This window comes from Sulfuricurvum sp. (genome assembly GCF_049277495.1).
Classification (GTDB): Bacteria; Campylobacterota; Campylobacteria; order Campylobacterales; family Sulfurimonadaceae; genus Sulfuricurvum.
Genome location: NZ_JBASYM010000072.1, coordinates 34,955 through 51,398, shown reverse-complemented (window position 1 = coordinate 51,398; position 16,444 = coordinate 34,955). Strand labels below are relative to the sequence as shown.

At 47.5% G+C, this 16,444-nt stretch carries 17 protein-coding genes; 6 read left to right on the top strand and 11 right to left on the bottom strand.

The genetic code is table 11. From position 1 onward, the window contains the following. Nucleotides 1-190 precede the first annotated feature (190 nt). From WAO38_RS12870 to WAO38_RS12840, 7 genes are read right to left on the bottom strand one after another with little or no spacing between them, the layout of a single operon-like run. Entirely contained in the window at nt 191-829 is a 639-nt protein-coding gene (locus WAO38_RS12870) for a tRNA threonylcarbamoyladenosine dehydratase (RefSeq protein WP_422237687.1), read from the bottom strand. After that, nucleotides 826-1,593, bottom strand: coding sequence for a 5'/3'-nucleotidase SurE (gene surE, locus WAO38_RS12865; RefSeq protein WP_422237686.1), 768 nt, complete (start codon nt 1,591-1,593; stop codon nt 826-828). Before surE ends, WAO38_RS12870 begins: the two co-directional genes overlap by 4 nt. Further along, entirely contained in the window at nt 1,590-2,897 is a 1,308-nt protein-coding gene (locus WAO38_RS12860; protein ID WP_422237684.1) for an ArsS family sensor histidine kinase, read from the bottom strand. The genes surE and WAO38_RS12860 overlap by 4 nt, the downstream gene beginning before the upstream one ends. Then, nucleotides 2,897-3,559: a response regulator transcription factor gene (locus WAO38_RS12855; protein ID WP_422237682.1), complete on the bottom strand. Its 663-nt coding sequence runs from the start codon at nt 3,557-3,559 to the stop codon at nt 2,897-2,899. Before WAO38_RS12855 ends, WAO38_RS12860 begins: the two co-directional genes overlap by 1 nt. Nucleotides 3,560-3,594: 35 nt before the next feature. Next, complete coding sequence (feoB, locus tag WAO38_RS12850) at nt 3,595-5,706, bottom strand: ferrous iron transport protein B (protein WP_422237680.1); 2,112 nt, start codon at nt 5,704-5,706, stop codon at nt 3,595-3,597. Next, the gene (locus WAO38_RS12845) at nt 5,696-5,941 is read right to left on the bottom strand and encodes a FeoA family protein (RefSeq protein WP_422237678.1); all 246 of its coding nucleotides are present in this window, start codon (nt 5,939-5,941) and stop codon (nt 5,696-5,698) included. The genes feoB and WAO38_RS12845 overlap by 11 nt, the downstream gene beginning before the upstream one ends. Before the next feature lie 12 nt (nt 5,942-5,953). Further along, nucleotides 5,954-7,168 carry an OprD family outer membrane porin gene (locus WAO38_RS12840; RefSeq protein ID WP_422237676.1) on the bottom strand — a complete coding sequence of 405 codons (1,215 nt, stop codon included), beginning with the start codon at nt 7,166-7,168 and terminating at the stop codon, nt 5,954-5,956. Nucleotides 7,169-7,323: 155 nt separating this feature from the next. Here WAO38_RS12840 and WAO38_RS12835 point away from each other — a divergent pair, with 155 nt between their 5' ends. Continuing rightward, a complete protein-coding gene (locus WAO38_RS12835; protein ID WP_422237674.1) occupies nt 7,324-7,872 on the top strand; it encodes a CDP-alcohol phosphatidyltransferase family protein in 549 nt (182 codons plus the stop codon). Here the strand turns inward: WAO38_RS12835 and rmuC are convergent. The 3 genes from rmuC to WAO38_RS12820 are packed head-to-tail and all read right to left on the bottom strand — an operon-like array spanning nt 7,853 to nt 10,577. Beyond that, on the bottom strand, nt 7,853-9,160 hold the full coding sequence (gene rmuC, locus WAO38_RS12830) for a DNA recombination protein RmuC (RefSeq protein ID WP_422237672.1): 1,308 nt from the start codon (nt 9,158-9,160) through the stop codon (nt 7,853-7,855). The two genes, WAO38_RS12835 and rmuC, sit on opposite strands and share 20 nt — an antisense overlap. A gap of 52 nt (nt 9,161-9,212) precedes the next feature. Then, complete coding sequence (locus WAO38_RS12825; protein ID WP_422237670.1) at nt 9,213-10,130, bottom strand: SPFH domain-containing protein; 918 nt, start codon at nt 10,128-10,130, stop codon at nt 9,213-9,215. A gap of 12 nt (nt 10,131-10,142) precedes the next feature. Then, nucleotides 10,143-10,577 carry an NfeD family protein gene (locus tag WAO38_RS12820; RefSeq protein ID WP_422237668.1) on the bottom strand — a complete coding sequence of 145 codons (435 nt, stop codon included), beginning with the start codon at nt 10,575-10,577 and terminating at the stop codon, nt 10,143-10,145. Between the two features lie 95 nt (nt 10,578-10,672). Here WAO38_RS12820 and WAO38_RS12815 point away from each other — a divergent pair, with 95 nt between their 5' ends. Beyond that, on the top strand, nt 10,673-11,071 hold the full coding sequence (locus tag WAO38_RS12815; protein WP_422237666.1) for a YchJ family protein: 399 nt from the start codon (nt 10,673-10,675) through the stop codon (nt 11,069-11,071). A gap of 109 nt (nt 11,072-11,180) precedes the next feature. Here WAO38_RS12815 and WAO38_RS12810 read toward each other — a convergent pair whose 3' ends face one another. Then, the gene (locus tag WAO38_RS12810; protein WP_422237664.1) at nt 11,181-11,987 is read right to left on the bottom strand and encodes a formylglycine-generating enzyme family protein; all 807 of its coding nucleotides are present in this window, start codon (nt 11,985-11,987) and stop codon (nt 11,181-11,183) included. 110 nt (nt 11,988-12,097) lie between these two features. On the opposite strand from WAO38_RS12810, the gene WAO38_RS12805 reads away from it, so the two are divergent. The 4 genes from WAO38_RS12805 (at nt 12,098) to WAO38_RS12790 (ending at nt 16,443) form a co-directional block, all read left to right on the top strand. Next, entirely contained in the window at nt 12,098-12,556 is a 459-nt protein-coding gene (locus tag WAO38_RS12805) for a hypothetical protein (RefSeq protein ID WP_422237662.1), read from the top strand. 140 nt (nt 12,557-12,696) lie between these two features. Then, nucleotides 12,697-14,025 (top strand): transcription termination factor Rho, encoded by a 1,329-nt coding sequence (gene rho / locus WAO38_RS12800; RefSeq protein WP_422237660.1) that lies wholly within the window; start codon nt 12,697-12,699, stop codon nt 14,023-14,025. A gap of 1 nt (nt 14,026) precedes the next feature. Continuing rightward, nucleotides 14,027-14,776 (top strand): glutamate racemase, encoded by a 750-nt coding sequence (gene murI / locus WAO38_RS12795; RefSeq protein ID WP_422237659.1) that lies wholly within the window; start codon nt 14,027-14,029, stop codon nt 14,774-14,776. A 38-nt stretch (nt 14,777-14,814) separates the two neighbouring features. Further along, nucleotides 14,815-16,443 (top strand): DNA polymerase III subunit gamma/tau, encoded by a 1,629-nt coding sequence (locus WAO38_RS12790; RefSeq protein WP_422237657.1) that lies wholly within the window; start codon nt 14,815-14,817, stop codon nt 16,441-16,443. Nucleotide 16,444: the final 1 nt, after the last annotated feature.

The following is a 16,444-nucleotide window of genomic DNA, read 5'->3' as shown; positions in this document are numbered from 1 at the left end:
AAACACGACTCGATCGTCTCATATCCGAGGGTATCTGTACCGCGCAGCAATGCTTCCACGCCAAAAGTGACGCCGGAATGGATATCGACTATCGGCTGAAATGCAACATCCAAGATTTCGAGAAAATGGTGATAAAGGGGGTGTAGAGGTTCCATACCCAGGAGTATAGAACGCTCTCGTCACAAAAAGGTTACAAGACGATTTTTCGCAATGCCAAGGAACACATCGCCAGCCCGAATGCGCCCGTCACGGCGACGAAGCTCCCTTTCTCTTTGATAATCGGGTGTTCGGAACTGCAAATACAGCTAAAATCGCCCTTGAATTTACGTTTGCGCAATTCATTGCGAAGTTTGGAAGCGAAGGGATCTCCTTCGGTTTTCCAAAAGGAGCGCACTTCGACTTTGGTAGGATCAAGGCGTTTGGCAGAACCCACCGCAGAGATAAGCTTGGGGTAGCATTTCTGGATAAGAGCCAGTTTTGCACGCGTATCGTCGATCGCATCGAGCACCAAATCGTACGGTTCAAAATCAAAGGTATCGACCCATTCGGGGGTAATTTTTTCCGCCATAGCAATCACTTCGGGATAGTGGGTCTTGAGCGCTTCGACTTTCAGTTCCCCCTCGTGAAGCTCAGAGTGCATTTGGCGATTCTGGTTGGTGACATCGTAGCGGTCAAAATCGACGATCGTAATATCACGGACACCGGATCGGTAGAGGCAGTCCAGACAAAAACTCCCGACACCCCCTACGCCAAGAAGGAGAATCTTGGCATTTTGGAGTCTCGCATGCGCTTCTTCTCCGAATACCAGACGGGTACGGGTATGTCTCACAGCCACTCCTGCAGTTTTTTCATCGATTGGTAGGCACTCATGTCCAGATGAACCGGAGTGATGGAAACCATCCCCTGTTCAATCGCTTCAAAATCGCACAATCCTCTCCCATGTTCTCTTGCTTTGAATTCCAGGGGGTGAAGGCCGAGCCAATAATATTCCATCCCTCTCGGATTGCGATGCAGATGGGCATCATTGGCGTAATAGCGGTATCCGGCATAGGTGACGCACCATTGTAATTCTTCCACTCCGTAAGGGATATTGACATTTAAAAATTCCCGATGGTTGAGGGGAAATTTTCCCTCCAATATCTTCGTTACCAGCGTACGAATCGCATTTTTAGCCAAAGCAAAATCGCCCATCGGTTCGGTAAAATCCATCACTTGGGATATCGCGATCGAAGGAACGCCTTGCAATACCCCTTCCATAGCCGCCGCTGCCGTACCCGAATAGGTGATATCCTCACCCATGTTTGAGCCTTTGTTGATTCCGCTGATGACGAGGTCTGGTTTTTGATCCTCAAAAAGCGAATGGAGCGCGAGATAGATACAATCGCTCGGGGTGCCGTCATCGAGTTTGTAAAAGTCATCCCCTACACTGATAAAACTCAGCGGTCGTGTCAGCGTCAGCGAATGGCCGCATGCCGATTTTTCGGTCGAGGGGGCAACGACGGTAATATGGGCGAGCCCTTGCAAGGCTTCGATCAAGGCCAGCAAACCGGGGGATTCGTATCCATCGTCGTTGCTGATGAGGATCTTTTTCATTTATGGTTCCTTTTGGAGGGTTTTACGGGGACAAAAATAAAACAGTTTCGATCATCCCGGCGTTCATAGGCCAGGACATAACCATGTTCTTTTAAGATCGCGTCAACGATGTAAAGACCTAATCCGAAGCTGTCTTTGGTGGGGTGATCTTTGGTAAAGGGTTCGATGTAATAGCTAAGCGGTTTTTTGAGCGGTTCGCCGGAATTGAGAAAAAGAATTTCTCCCCCCTCGACAGTGATCTCCATCTTCTTATCCGGAGAGTATTTGATGGCATTATCGATCAAGTTTTTCACGGCCGTTACAAAAAGACGGTAATCAACTTCCAGTTTGATCGAGGTATCAATATCGCAGATCACCGATTCATAATCGACCATTGCCAAATCTACGGCTCCATCGATAATATCCACCAGACGGTACTCTTTTTTCTCTAAATACTGATTTCCGGAACTGATCTCTTCAATCAGGGCAAATTCTCCGATGAGCGACTCCAGCCGTTCAAAAATCCCCTCAAATCGGGCTTTTTGTTTTTCATCGCTGATCATCGTCGAGACAATCCGTCCCTTTGCGATCGGGGTCTTCAGTTCGTGCATGATATTCCGTAAAAAGAGGGTTCGTGATTCGATCAGGGAGCGGATTTTATTTTGGGTCGTATCCAGTTCATTGGCGATCAATGCGATCTCATCCGATCCTTTGATATGAAAGCGAACCCCCATATCCCCTTCTCCGAAGCGGGCGATTTGACGACGGAGGCGGCGCAGCGGGGTCAGCCGATAAATGATAAGGGTGAACGAAATAATCAAAATAGTCATGATCGTCCCATACGCCGAGAGGAGATTAACCGCACTATATGCTTGAATACTGCGGTCTTCCAACAATACCGTGTGACGCGATGATTCAACCCAAAAATACATTTTTCCCCGATGCTCGATCATAGAGGTAATGATCGGATGGGAGTCTAAAGGGATAAGGGGGAATTCCGAAAAAGTGGAGGCTTCACTCCGAGGATCGGTCGTTCCGTCCGTTTTAAGGATTTTCCCGTCACGGATGATCTTCTCATACTCTTCTTTCTTCGTAATTTCATTCAAATCATACAATGCCAAATTGGCTTCAAACATCGGTGGAGAGATTTGTTTAATCAAATAGGTGTGGTAGATTTGACTGATAAGGGAGTGTTTGGAAAAAACGCTGTCGATATGCTTGGCACGATTGGTTTGATAGAGCTGATAAAATGTATAGCTAATACTCGTGACCGTCACGATCAGCGCGAATAAGACGGTCGCAATAACGGCGTTGTTTTTAACCATTATTTGAGAAGTTTATAACCGATACCGCGAATCGATTCGATAAGAGCTTTGTCTCCGAGTTTGTTACGGATACGTCCCATCATCACATCGATGCTTTTGTTCGACGAGTCTTCATTAATCGCCGCAACATTATGGATCAAATCCTCGCGTGATACGACCATCCCATGTTTTTTAATCATATGGGCCAATATCCCGTATTCGGCATTCGTCAGTTCAAGCGGCCGCCCTTTATAACTGATCTGCATTGCCGACTCGTTCAGTTTGAAATCAGAGACATTTTCAGAAGCCAGTTCCGAAGCCGCATCATAACGGCGCAGCACCGAGTGGATACGCGCTTCAAGCTCTCTCGGATCATACGGTTTGGGGAGGTAATCGTCCGCACCCAGTTCGAGCGCATTGATTTTATCGGTCACATCCGAACGGGCTGAAGAGATAATAATCGGGATATTCTGGCGCGCACGAATCGCTTCGCACACTTCCAACCCGTCCATCCCCGGCAATGTCAGATCCAAAATGACCGCATCAAATTTTTCGAGCTTGAGAATGCTCAATGCTTTGAACGGATCATCTTCCGTCGTTACCTGAAAATCGTATTGTTCTAAAAATTCGGTCAGAATCTCGGCAAGCTCGAGATCGTCTTCTATCATTAATATTTTACTCATGGACGAATTGTAACCCACTAACAGTTAATAGTTTCCTAACTCAGCCACAATGTTAAATGATAGGCAATGAACGCCAGAGAATAGGCCACAATGGTTGTGAAAAGAAACAAATAGCCGAAATATTTAATCCCTCCCGCTTCACGGGTAAAGACGACCGATGCCGCCAAACACGGCAGATAGGTCATGATCACCACGATAAACGCCACGGCTGAAGCCAATGGTATATGGGAACTGATCGCATGCATCAGAGAGTTATCCGCTTCGGTAGCATCACTGCCGAGGGAATATAAAACGCCCAGCGTCGATACGACGACCTCTTTTGCGGCCAATCCTGTCTGCAACGCCACCGCCATTTTCCAATCAAAGCCAAGAGGGGCGAATACAGGCTCGATCGTATGACCGATAGTCCCTAAAAAGCTTTGTTCCAACTGTGCTTCGGCAAGCTGATTTTCTAAACTCTTGACCTCTTCTTCCGATGTTGCTACTTCGATTTTTGCAGCATAGACGGTATTTAGAGAACTGTCTTTGGGATAGGTGCTTAAAAACCATACCAACAGCGATGCGGCGGCAATAAAGGTTCCCGCTTTTTTGAGGTACATCATCGTTTTGGTCACCACGGTATGCCAGATCAATTTGACCGACGGAAGCCGATATTTCGGCATCTCCATAACAAACGGCTCATCTATCCCTTTAAACGCGGTCATTTTTAGCAGTTTTGCGGCCACAAGACCGATCATCGCTCCAAGGATGTAAATACCGAAAAGTACATTACCTGCCATTTGCGGACCGAAAAATGCCCCCGTAAAAAGGACATAAACCGGCAAGCGGGCACCGCAGCTCATAAATCCGATGACAAACAGGGTCAATAACCGGTCCCGATCGTTTTTTAGAATCCGTGCCGACATGTAGGCCGGAATAGAACATCCGAACCCTGTGACAAGGGGAATAAATGACTGTCCGTGCAATCCGAATTTATGGAAAAAACCGTCCAATAAAAAAGCAACCCGAGACATATATCCCGTCGCTTCGAGCAAGGCTATCCCGACAAATAAAATCACAATATTAGGGACAAAAAGAACCACTGCCCCGACCCCGGAGATCACTCCGTCGACAACCAGCGAACGGATTTCATCATTGCCGATCGTCGCACCGACCACATTTCCGAACCAACCGAAAAAGGCATCGATCCAATCCATCGGAATAGACCCGAGTTCAAACGTAAGCTGAAACAGTCCCCACATGAAAAAAAGAAAAATCGGTATTCCGAGTATCGGATGGATCAATATGGCATCAATCTTTTCCGTTGCACTTTTTTTCTCTTCCGCTTTAGCCTTTACTTTGACTGCTTCGGCGATTATCCCCCGGTTATAGGCAAAATATTCTTCAGCAAAAATTTCTTTGATATCATCACTGTCATGATGAAGGGCGATATGGTGATCCGCTTCGATCAGCATCGGCTGAAGCTCCATCCATATAGGGTTGTCATGGAGTGTCCGATAGGTTTTTTTTTCTTTTTGAAGCAAATTGATCGCTATATTGCGATTTGAAATAGACGCCTTGAACTTATGACGGTTCAGATAGTCCGTAATCAGGGTAATTTCCCCTTCAACCGCTTCGCTGAAAATCAGTTTTTGCTCTTGAAATGCAGTTTCATAGACTTCGATCACCGCTTTCATCAACTCATCCAGCCCTGTTTTGGCCGCAGCGGATACACGTATACACGGGATCCCCAGTAACTGAGTAAGATAAGGAGCATTGATCTCCAACCCCTCTTTTTCCGCTTCGTCACTCATATTCAGAGCAATGACCATTTTTTTGCTCATGGTCATCAGTTCCGCGGTTAGCTGAAGATTTTTTTCCATATTGGTCGAGTCAAGGACATTGATGATCAGATCATATTTTTCGTTTGTCAAAAAATCGTGCGTTACCCTCTCTTCGATCGAATAATCGGTAAATGCGTACGTTCCGGGGAGGTCGACGACATTAAAGTGATACCCGTTATATTCAAATACCACTTCGGTTTTTTCAACCGTTACCCCTGTAAAGTTCCCGACCTGAAGACGTGCGTTGCTGATCGAATTGATCAGCATACTTTTACCGACATTAGGCTGCCCGACCAGGGCAACTTTGATTTGTTTATCGTACATTACACACCTCGATCAGCTCGGCTTCTTCGCGTCGAAGCGCTAAAGAGACATTCCCCACTTTGATTTCAAACGTACTCTTGGTAATTCCGCATTCAAGCATTTTGACTTCGGACCCTTTCATCAGTCCGAAAGAGATCAAACGCTGTTTTAAAGGGCCGGTTGCTTTAATTCTCACGACGGTCGCCATACCTCCCTTGCTGCAGGCACTCAACAGTGTCATGGTTGGCTCATTCATCTCAATATCCCTTTAAAAGTTATAGTTGATACGTGCCAGGAAACGGCTGTAACCTGCATCGTTCCCCGCATCAAAGTTGTTCTTTCGATCATCGACTTGAGCATAGCTCACGTCGCACGAAACGGTTTCACTGATATCATAGGCCGCAACCATATCCCATTCTCTCACATCCGCATCCATCAAAGAGCTTTTAAAAATGCCCTCCATAACACCGATACTTAGTCCCTCTGCTCCGAGGGAAGCTAAATCCAAGGTTGCACCCCCAGCATAAGCGACGGCATCACTCATTCCATCGATGGTCATTTCTTCCATCGACGTATAGTACGGACCTCCGCCAAGTCCGTTGGTGATAAATTTTCCATTCGTATTCGACGTATGGTTATAGGCTGCATTCAACGTCACCATCCCCATATTGACATTGATTCCGGCACCGTAGACCTGTCCGTCAATCCCCGTATTATTTCCTTGGTTATCTTTATCCTCGTCGAAATAGGCATATTGTCCGCATAGCTCCGTTGATGCCGTTTCACTCAAGTTTATCGTATACACAGCATCGGCATAGGCTATGTCGGAATATTGATCGATCACATAAATCCATCCCTGTACTGCCAGATTTTCCAAACTCTCATTGGTCGCACCGAGCAGATACAGCCCGTTACTGTCATGATGTTCACCGAATTTTTTAAACTCGTTCAAACTGTCATTATGTCCGGTCGGAGAATCATATCCCGCCCAGCGTCTGGCATATCCGGCGACAACGGTCGTATTCTCGAAACCGCGGTAAGTGGCAATCGCTGCTTCAAAACTGTTCGGAAGCATCCGAACGTCATCCGTTTCCATAAACGGAGTCTCAATTTGTTGACGGCCGATACGCAATGTTATGTCATCGGCAGTGTAATCCATATACGCCTCGCCCAAATAGACGAAGGATTTCCCGTCTGTGTCGAAAAAATCGGGGTTCAATCGATCTCCGCTTCCGCTGGCGAACGGTAGTTTTCCGCTGACATAAGCCGCAACACCCAGTTTGAGATTATTCCAGCTCCCGGTTTCGTATTTCAGCTGCCCTCCGAGAGAGGTTGCATAGGTATCAGTACCTGCATCATTGTTTTGATCTATATATGCCAAACGCAACTGCCCGCTTACATTGCCTGCGGCAATAACATCAGCAATATTGGACGCATTGACTCCGGCGGTTAATGCTAAACCCAGTGCTATAACTTTTTTCATCTCAATCCTTTTAGTTATTTCCCTAAAGTAGCCATTTGGAAATGATAATGACTATCGACTTATATACAGCTTAATAATGATAACCTTTTTCAATTAGGTCTATTTTGCCTACTTTAGCTATAATTCTCGTGAAATAATACACCAATAGGACTTTCATGCAATTTTTATGGCGCTCAACGAGTCATTTCAATCTCGCCAATTTGGTAACAATGGCAAATATTACCTGCGGTCTTCTCGCAACCTACTTCATTACCCAAAACCATTTTATATTAGCTGTCATCCTTGCATGGATGGGCGGAGCCTTTGATATCATTGACGGAAAAATCGCCCGTAAATTCGGTCTTTCGAATGAATTCGGCATTCAGCTTGATTCGTTCGCCGATTTTCTGAGCTTCGTTTTGGTTCCGACCTTTTTTATCTTCCAGTCCGTCTATACCCATCTTTCCGGGCTTCCGCTCATCATCACTTCCATCGCTTCGATCTATTATGTCATCAGCGGTCTGCGCCGTCTGATCCAGTTTAATATCAATGCCGATGCGGGAGAAGTAGCCAAACATTTTACGGGTGTTCCGACACCGCTGGGAGCGATTTTACTGTGGTTGGTATGGCTAGGCTCGGGATTTATCGGATGGATTGGGGTACTCGCGCTGATGATACTCATCGGAGCGCTTCTCAATTCGAAGGTTAAAATTCCTCATCCGTAATAGACTCAATCAGCGACTCGGGAAGACCTTTTTTCGGTTTTAGTCCGAGTTTTCGCATCACCTCAGCACGGCGGATCAAATTTCCCCGTCCGGTTGAGAGCTTGTTCATCGCCCCTTCATAGCTTTTTTGCGTTTTATTCAGCTGCTCTCCGATCTTTTCCATATCCTCTACAAACGCCACCAGTTTTTCATACAGCGCTTCGGCAGATTCGGCAATCGCTTTGGCATTGCGCTCTTGATACTCGCTTCGCCAGATATGCTCGATAGTACGAAGCGTCACCAGTAAGGTAGAGGGAGAGACAACGACGATATTTTGTTCATACGCTGTTTTGAAAAAGGTATTATCCTGCTCCAATGCAAGTAAAAAGGCCCCCTCGATCGGCATGAACAACAAAACAAAGTCCAATGTCCGAACACCGTTAAGCTGTTCGTAACGTTTGCCGCTGAGACCTTTGATATGGGCATGAATCGACAAAAGATGCTGTTTCAGCGCATGCGAACGTTCCTCATCATTTTCGGCACGTATAAAAGCATCATAGGCGACGAGAGAGACTTTCGAGTCGATAATAATGTCTTTATTCTGAGGCAGATGGACAATCACGTCGGGACGGAATTTTTTCCCCTCTTCATCGCTTAACGTCGTTTGAATATCGTATTCATGCCCTTCGCGGAGGCCGGATTCTTTCAATACCCGTTCCAATACGATCTCACCCCAATTACCCTGGGTTTTGTTCTCGCCCTTGAGAGCCTGCGTCAGATTGATGGCATCCTGGCTGAGCCGTTCATTCAATGTTTTGAGGCGGAGGATTTCATCTTTAATGCTTTGACGCTCTTTGGCATCATGGATAAACTGCTCCTTGCTCTGAGCCGCAAAATTGGTGATCTGCTCACGGAACGGTTTGAGCAGAAGATCGATCCCTTTCGTATGGGCCTCATCGAATGTTTTGGATTTTTGCTCGAATATCTGTGCGGCAAGCTGCTCAAACTGCGTTTTCATCTGCAGTTTGGCTTCGTCGAGAAGGCGTATTTTTTCCTCAAAAGCACGTGCCGATTCCTCATGACGAGTATGAAGGACGGCATAGTCGCGTTCGAGTGTATAATAGTCGTTTTGACGCTGTTCCAGTTTGCTTTGGGTTTCGAGCCGTAAGGTGTGTTCTTGCGCGGCGATAGCCTGAATCTGTTCTGCTTGGGAATGGAGAAGGGAGAGTTCCTGACGTGAACGTATCCATCCCCATCCCAAAATTCCGATGGTTACGAGAGCAATAAGGGTTACTATTTGGTACATCATAGAGCGATTATAGCCAATCTGCTCTAAGAGCTAAAAATGATGGCAATCTGCCCTATTTTTTCTCCCCCAAGGCTGTCCCCAAATACCCCAATGATCCTACGGCACCGGCAAGACTTTGCTGCCAATCCGCCGGCATGAAGACGACTTTGGAGTTTGCCGATTCACTCAGGTTTTTAACGCTGTCGATATAGCGCTGAGCCAATAAATAATGAGGTGACGCTTCTCCCCCTGCAAACCCTTGCGCTACAACAATCATGGACTTGCGATCCCCTTCGGCCAGTTCCACTTTTGCCTGCGCTTCGAGTCTTGCCGCTTCGAGTCTCCCCTCCGCCTGCAGAATCACCGACTGTTTTTGCCCTTCAGCCTGTGCGATGGCAGCCCGTTTCTGCCCGTCCGCGATCAAGATTGCCGCTTCGCGTTCACGATCCGCCGCCGCTTGGCGCTCCATCGCTTCTTGGAGGTTTTGGCTCGGACGAATATCCTGTACTTCCAAATTACCCAGAGTCAGTCCCCATCCGCTGAGTGAATCGCGGATCTTTCCGGCCACTTCCGCTTTGATCACATCGCGCTGCGACAGAGACTCGTTAAGCGTCATCCCCCCGATCACCGCACGCAAGGTTGTTGTCGTCATATTGGCAACCGCACTCTCGAAATTGCTGATCGAATACGACGCTTTCCCCGGGTCCGTTACGCGGTAAAAAACAACGGCACTGATGATCACGACGGCATTGTCTTTCGTAATGACCTCCTGCTCACGGGTTTGCTGGATCAGCTCTTTCGTCACGATTTTATACGCAACGATATCCACGATGGGAATGAGCAGATGCAATCCCGGCAAAAGCGTCGTATGATATTTTCCCAATCTCTCTACGACCCACTCTTCCCCTTGCGGTACGATACGCACCATTTGAGAAAGGGTATAGACTACCGCGACAACTAATACTAATGAAAAAAGAAGACCTGCATCCATAAAAAATCCTTTTTAAACTTTTTCGACGATCAGCGTATTGCCATCAAGCTTGACGATCCGAACTTCTCGATTGAGGTCGATTGTCCCTTCAAGACTAACCGCCGGCCAATGACGCTCTCCGACTATCGGCTGATACAATTCGACCTCCCCCTCTTCGTGAGGTGAAACTATGGTTAAAGTGACGCCCCGGATTCCGACAAACTCGTTGTGGGTTCCGACCGCATCGCGCGGATCATCACCGATCCCCCGTTTTTTAAATATGATTGCCCCGATGACCATAAATAACGATGCGATGACCAACTGGATAACAAGTGATTCAGGCACGAAAAAAGCGGCTGCCGCGGCACATAAAAATCCGATTCCCGCAAACAGCGCAAAAAAAGTCGGCATCATCATTTCAATAACCAATGCGAGAACGCCCAATATCAACCAGATATAGTACGACATATCATCCCTTTTTTTGATTTCAACAAGAGTACATTTTTAACCCTTATTTCATCCTTATTAACATTTCTAAGGGGGATTGACGTATGATTAGGCTTATGAAACTATCCCAAAATGCACCCTGCCCCTGCCACAGCGGCGAAAAATACAAAAAATGCTGTCTTCCCTATCACCGGGGCATACTCCCCGCTACGGCACTTAAACTGATGCGTTCGCGCTACAGCGCTTTTGCCCTTGGATTGAGTGACTATATAATGGATACGACCCATCCGGACAATTCCGATTACACGACAGACAGAGAACAATGGAAAGAGAGTATTCTCCGGTTTTCGCAGAGCACCCGATTTGTAGGATTAACGATTCATGAATTTATCGACGGAGAGAGTGAAGCTTTTGTTACCTTTGAAGCGCTCTTCGACAAAGGCTCTCTGAAAGAGAAAAGCCGCTTTTTCAAAGTAGACGGAAAATGGCTTTACGAGAGCGGAGAATTTATTTAAGCGTGGTTTACTACGCGTGGGCTTTCCGCCGAGGACATTGTGCCCCTTGCGGGTAAAACTCAGCGTTAGCGTAGTTTCGGGGATTTCATTCCCGAAACGTTTGTAAATATTATTTAAGCGGATCACCGTTGATGACGAGACGGAATCCGATATCGTTTGCCGTTAAATCGGGGCGGGAATAGCCTCTAAACGCACTGCGTAAACATAAGTAGCCCGTTTTATAGCTTCCCCCGCGGCGGACTTTAAACGATTCCCCCTCCGCTCCGCCGATACGCGGACTTCCATCGCTCGGGGCATTGTTATAGTTGGCAAAGAAATCATCTTCGCACCATTCCCATACATTCCCCAGCAGTCCATAGATCCCCAGCCGGTTAGGGGTTTTGGAATCTACCACCGCCGTTCTTCCGTTGGAGCTGTACTCATAAATCGCGTAATCATCGAGCATCGCTTCCGAATCGCCGAACGTAAATCGGGTATTTCCCCCCGCTTTGACAGCATATTCCCACTGTGATTCGGTAGGGAGCGCATAAAAACGGGTTTTCCCCTCATATCGGTTGAGCAGCTCGACAAATGCTTTCGCGTCAAACCAGCTCACCTGTTCCACCGGATGGCGGCGCGAGCTCTCCTCTTCAACCTTGTCATTTTTAAAATACGACGGATTGACGCGGGTCAGTTTAAAATACTGTTCTTGGGTTACAGGGTATTTTGAAATCCAAAATCCGCTCAATTTGACACTGTGTGCCGGAGACTCGACATCTCCCCCCTCGTTATACTGCGGATTACGACCCATCGTAAACTCTCCGCCGTCAATATAGAGAAACTCCATTCCGATCGAATTGGTAAAATCTCGTGGAGTTTCTACCGCCGTCTCGGACAGAGGAGTTTCTTCGGTTTTCTTTTTGAAAAAATCGAGCAAGCTGAACCTTTAAAATATGTTTATTCATACGATTAAAGCTACATAGCAAAAACCGTTCACAACTTCATCAATGGAAAGTCTTTTCCTGTTTTTTAAGATAAAATCATTGTATGAAATCCATTTTTTATCTCTTAGTGCTCTTCTCAACGCTTGCAGGAAAAGAGGTTGATCTCTACGCAACGCTCGGGATAGTGTCCCACCACTTCAGCACCAAAGAAGACGGAACCGATTTTAATGGCAGACATGATGCCTTCGGTGCGGAGATGGTATTCGACGGACGCTATACTCTGGCTTATCTGCATTTTATCAACTCACGGGACAGAACGACCGATATCTACGCCGGAGGATATCGCTACGACCTTTACGGCAATTTCGGCATTTACGGAGTCATCGGTTATCAGCACGGATACTGTTTCGACGGAATACGGTCGGTTGAGTGCACGGAGGGACGAGACAACTCGGGATTTGCATTTTTACCGATGCTCTACTATCGCCATCCTTATTTTATCATTGACCTGATCCCGCAGGGAAACATGATAGCCCTGAAACTCAATCTTAAACTTTTTTAATACAATGTTACGTCTCAAATTACTTTTCTTGACAAGCTGCTCAGTGATAGTTTATAATGTCGGAACAAAACAATGACCTGTCCATGACATCTCACCTAAAACTCGCCGATTAAATCCACACACTTTAAGGCATTCCACGCATGAGCGATACCGCAAAAACTCCTCGAAACAACAACTCGAAAAATCGTACTCACATCCCTGTTGACGGGTTTACGATCGAAGCACTCCGTACTAAAAAGCTTGAAGACCTCTTAGAGATCGCTACGTCATTAAGCATCGAAGACCCTAACGAACTCAAACGTCAAGATTTGATTTTTGAAATCCTTAAAACCCAAGTACAGCAAGGGGGATTCATCCTCTTTACCGGTATTCTGGAAATTATGCAGGACGGTTACGGCTTTTTACGTGCAGTGGATCAAGGGTTCAGCGATTCGCTTCATGACGCCTATGTATCCAGCACCCAAATCCGCCGTTTCGCTCTTCGTAACGGGGATATCGTTACGGGTCAGGTTCGTGCGCCGAAAGACCAGGAGCGCTATTATGCCCTTCTCAAAGTCGAAGCGATCAACTACCTTCCTCCCGAAGAGTCTAAAAAACGACCTCTCTTTGAAAACCTGACTCCGCTTTATGCATTAGAGCAGATCAAACTCGAATACCAGCCGACCAAACTCACCGGCCGTATGATGGATCTGTTTTCTCCGATCGGTAAAGGTCAGCGCGGATTGATCGTCGCTCCTCCGCGTTCGGGAAAAACCGAGCTCATGAAAGAGATCGCCCACGGTATCACGAGCAACCATCCAGAAATTGAGCTGATGGTTCTTCTTGTCGACGAACGTCCCGAAGAGGTCACCGATATGGAACGCTCCGTCAAAGGGGAAGTTTACAGTTCAACCTTTGACGAACCGGCGAAAAACCACGTCAAAGTGGCTGAAATGGTCATCGAACGTGCCAAACGCCGCGTCGAGCTCGGCAAAGACGTCGTTATTTTGCTCGACTCGATCACCCGTCTTGCACGCGCCTACAATACCGTTACTCCGAGTTCGGGAAAAGTCCTCTCGGGCGGGGTGGATGCGAACGCATTGCACAAACCGAAACGTTTCTTCGGTGCGGCACGTAACATCGAAAACGGCGGAAGCTTGACGATCATCGCAACGGCTCTTGTCGATACGGGTAGCCGTATGGACGAAGTCATTTTCGAAGAGTTCAAAGGGACCGGAAACTCGGAGATCGTACTCAGCCGTAAAATCTCTGATCGCCGTATCTTCCCGGCCATCGATATTCTCAAATCGGGAACCCGTAAAGAAGAACTCCTCCTCGGAGCCGACGTACTGCAAAAAGTATTTGTTCTCCGTTCGATGCTTCATAAACAAGAAGATGAAGTCGAAGCGCTCCGCTTCCTCTACAGTACGATGCTCAAAAGCAAGTCCAATACCGAATTCCTCGACAGTATGAACGAGTCGACCAAATAAGATGAGAGTCGGAGTCTTTGATAGCGGTGTCGGGGGCTTGAGTGTTGTCAAGTCCCTATTAGAACACAAACTTTTTGAAGAGATCATCTACTTCGGCGATACCGCCCGCGTCCCCTACGGGGTCAAAGATCAAAACACCATCATCCGCTACTCCCTCGAAGCCCTCGAATTTTTCAAAAACTTTGAAATCGACCTGCTCATCACCGCCTGTAACACCGTAAGCGCCTATGCGCTGGATGAGATGAGAGAACACAGCGATTATGACGTTATCGGGGTTGTCGATCCGGGAGTGTTAGCCCTTAAAAATGCCATTCCGCATACCGGGTCCAATATCCTGATTCTCGGAACCAAAGCAACCGTCAAATCGGGGGCCTATGAAAAAAAACTCCATGAACTGGGATACACAAACCTCAGTGCGATCGCGACCTCGCTTCTGGTTCCGATTGTGGAAGAGGGTCTGTATGAGGGGGAAGTACTCCAAAGCGCCTTGCATCACTATTTTGCCACCCTTAGCGAAAAACCTGATGCGATCATCCTCGGATGCACGCACTTTCCCTTGGTGGCAGGGGCGATTGACAGCTATTTTGACGGAAAAAGCACCCTTATCCATTCAGGGGAAGCCATCGTCGAATATCTGGAAAGCCATTACGATTTCACCAAACGGTTTGAACATACCTCACTGAAGTTTTTTGCCTCTGAAAATCCGGAAGGGCTTCGACGCGTCGCCAAAGAGTGGTTGAATTTAGCTTAACCGTGCTAAACTCTTAGCACTTAATTTGAAGGGAATCCATGAGCACACCATCTGAAGTCTTAGCGTTAAAATATCGTCCCCGACGCTTCGAAGAGCTCATCGGACAAGAGAGTATTTCGCAAACTCTCTCGCTCGCATTGGATTCCAAACGCCTTTCCCATGCCTATCTTTTCTCAGGACTTCGCGGTTCGGGGAAAACCTCTACCGCACGGATTTTTGCCAAATCGCTGATTTGTGAAAACGGCCCTACTTCCAGCCCCTGCGATGTCTGTTCCCACTGTGTCATGGCCAACGAAGGGCGCCATATCGACATTATCGAGATGGATGCGGCGTCAAGCCGGAAAATCGATGATATCCGGGACCTGATCGAACACACCAAATACCGACCGGCCAGCGGCAAAGTCAAAATCTTCATCATCGATGAAGTACACATGCTCACCAAAGAGGCGCATAACGCCCTTCTTAAAACCCTCGAAGAACCGCCGGAGTATGTTAAGTTTATCCTCGCGACGACCGATCCGCTGAAACTTCCTCCGACAATTTTGAGCCGTACCCAGCATTTTCGTTTTAAACGGATCAGCCACCCCAATATCGTCCACCATCTCAGTCATATTCTCCATCTCGAAAAAATCGACTACCAGCCCGAGGCACTCGATATTTTGGCCCGCAGCGGATCGGGGAGTCTTCGAGACACTCTGACCCTGATGGATCAGGCGATCATCTACTCCAAAGGGTTCGTGGACGTTAAAACGGTCGCTGATATGCTGGGTCTGCTCGATCCTGATTATATCAGCCGCCTTTTTGACGCCATTTTTGCCAAAGACCGGGGGAGCCTTATCTCTATGCTCCAAGAGCTCGAAGCGTATGAATCGGAGATGGTTGTCGACGAACTGATCGCGTATCTCAAAGAACGCCTTTATGAGGGAGATCACCGTTTCAGCCCGCTGGTGATCGAACGCTTTTTCCGAATCCTCAGCGACGCTAAGACCCTTTTTGCGATCAATGCCGACGGCGGATTCGTCGTCAGCCTCGTCCTCTTTAAAATGATCGAAGCGCTGAAGATCAAAGAGATCGATGAGATGATCGAGTCCCTCGAATCACGGGTCTCTCATGCTCCGACAAAAGCCCCTGCAGCCGTGGTTGAAAACCCGACGATCCATGTCACCCCCGTTGCAGCGCCGCAAAAATCCCCGTTTGAACAACTGTGTGAGCGGATCAGCGACCGCAGCGTAGAGCTGGGATCATGTTTTAAAAACAACGTCACGTTTCTCTCGTATGAAAACAATACCCTGACCTGGGAGAGCTGTGCGGAAGACGGGGATAAAGAACTCCTCAAAAACAGCTTCGGCATTATCCGCCAGTTTGTCCGGGAGATTTACGGTATCGAGACCCAGATAAAATCCCAGGGATGTACCAAAACTCCCGAAGAAATCACCCCTCCTTCGGTGAGTGAACCGGAGGAACCTGCAGCAGCCGAACCGGAAACCTTGAGTGAGCCCTCCTCCATGGTCGAAGAGGCGGAAATCGGTGTCGGAAGCTGTGTGAGTGAATGCGATGAAAGCAGTGTGAAAGAGTTTGACGGCTCCGATGTCCTGAAAGAACCGATGATCGCAAAAGCCGCCGAGCTGTTTGAAGCGACTAAAATAACGGTGCAATCAAAAGTCTAGA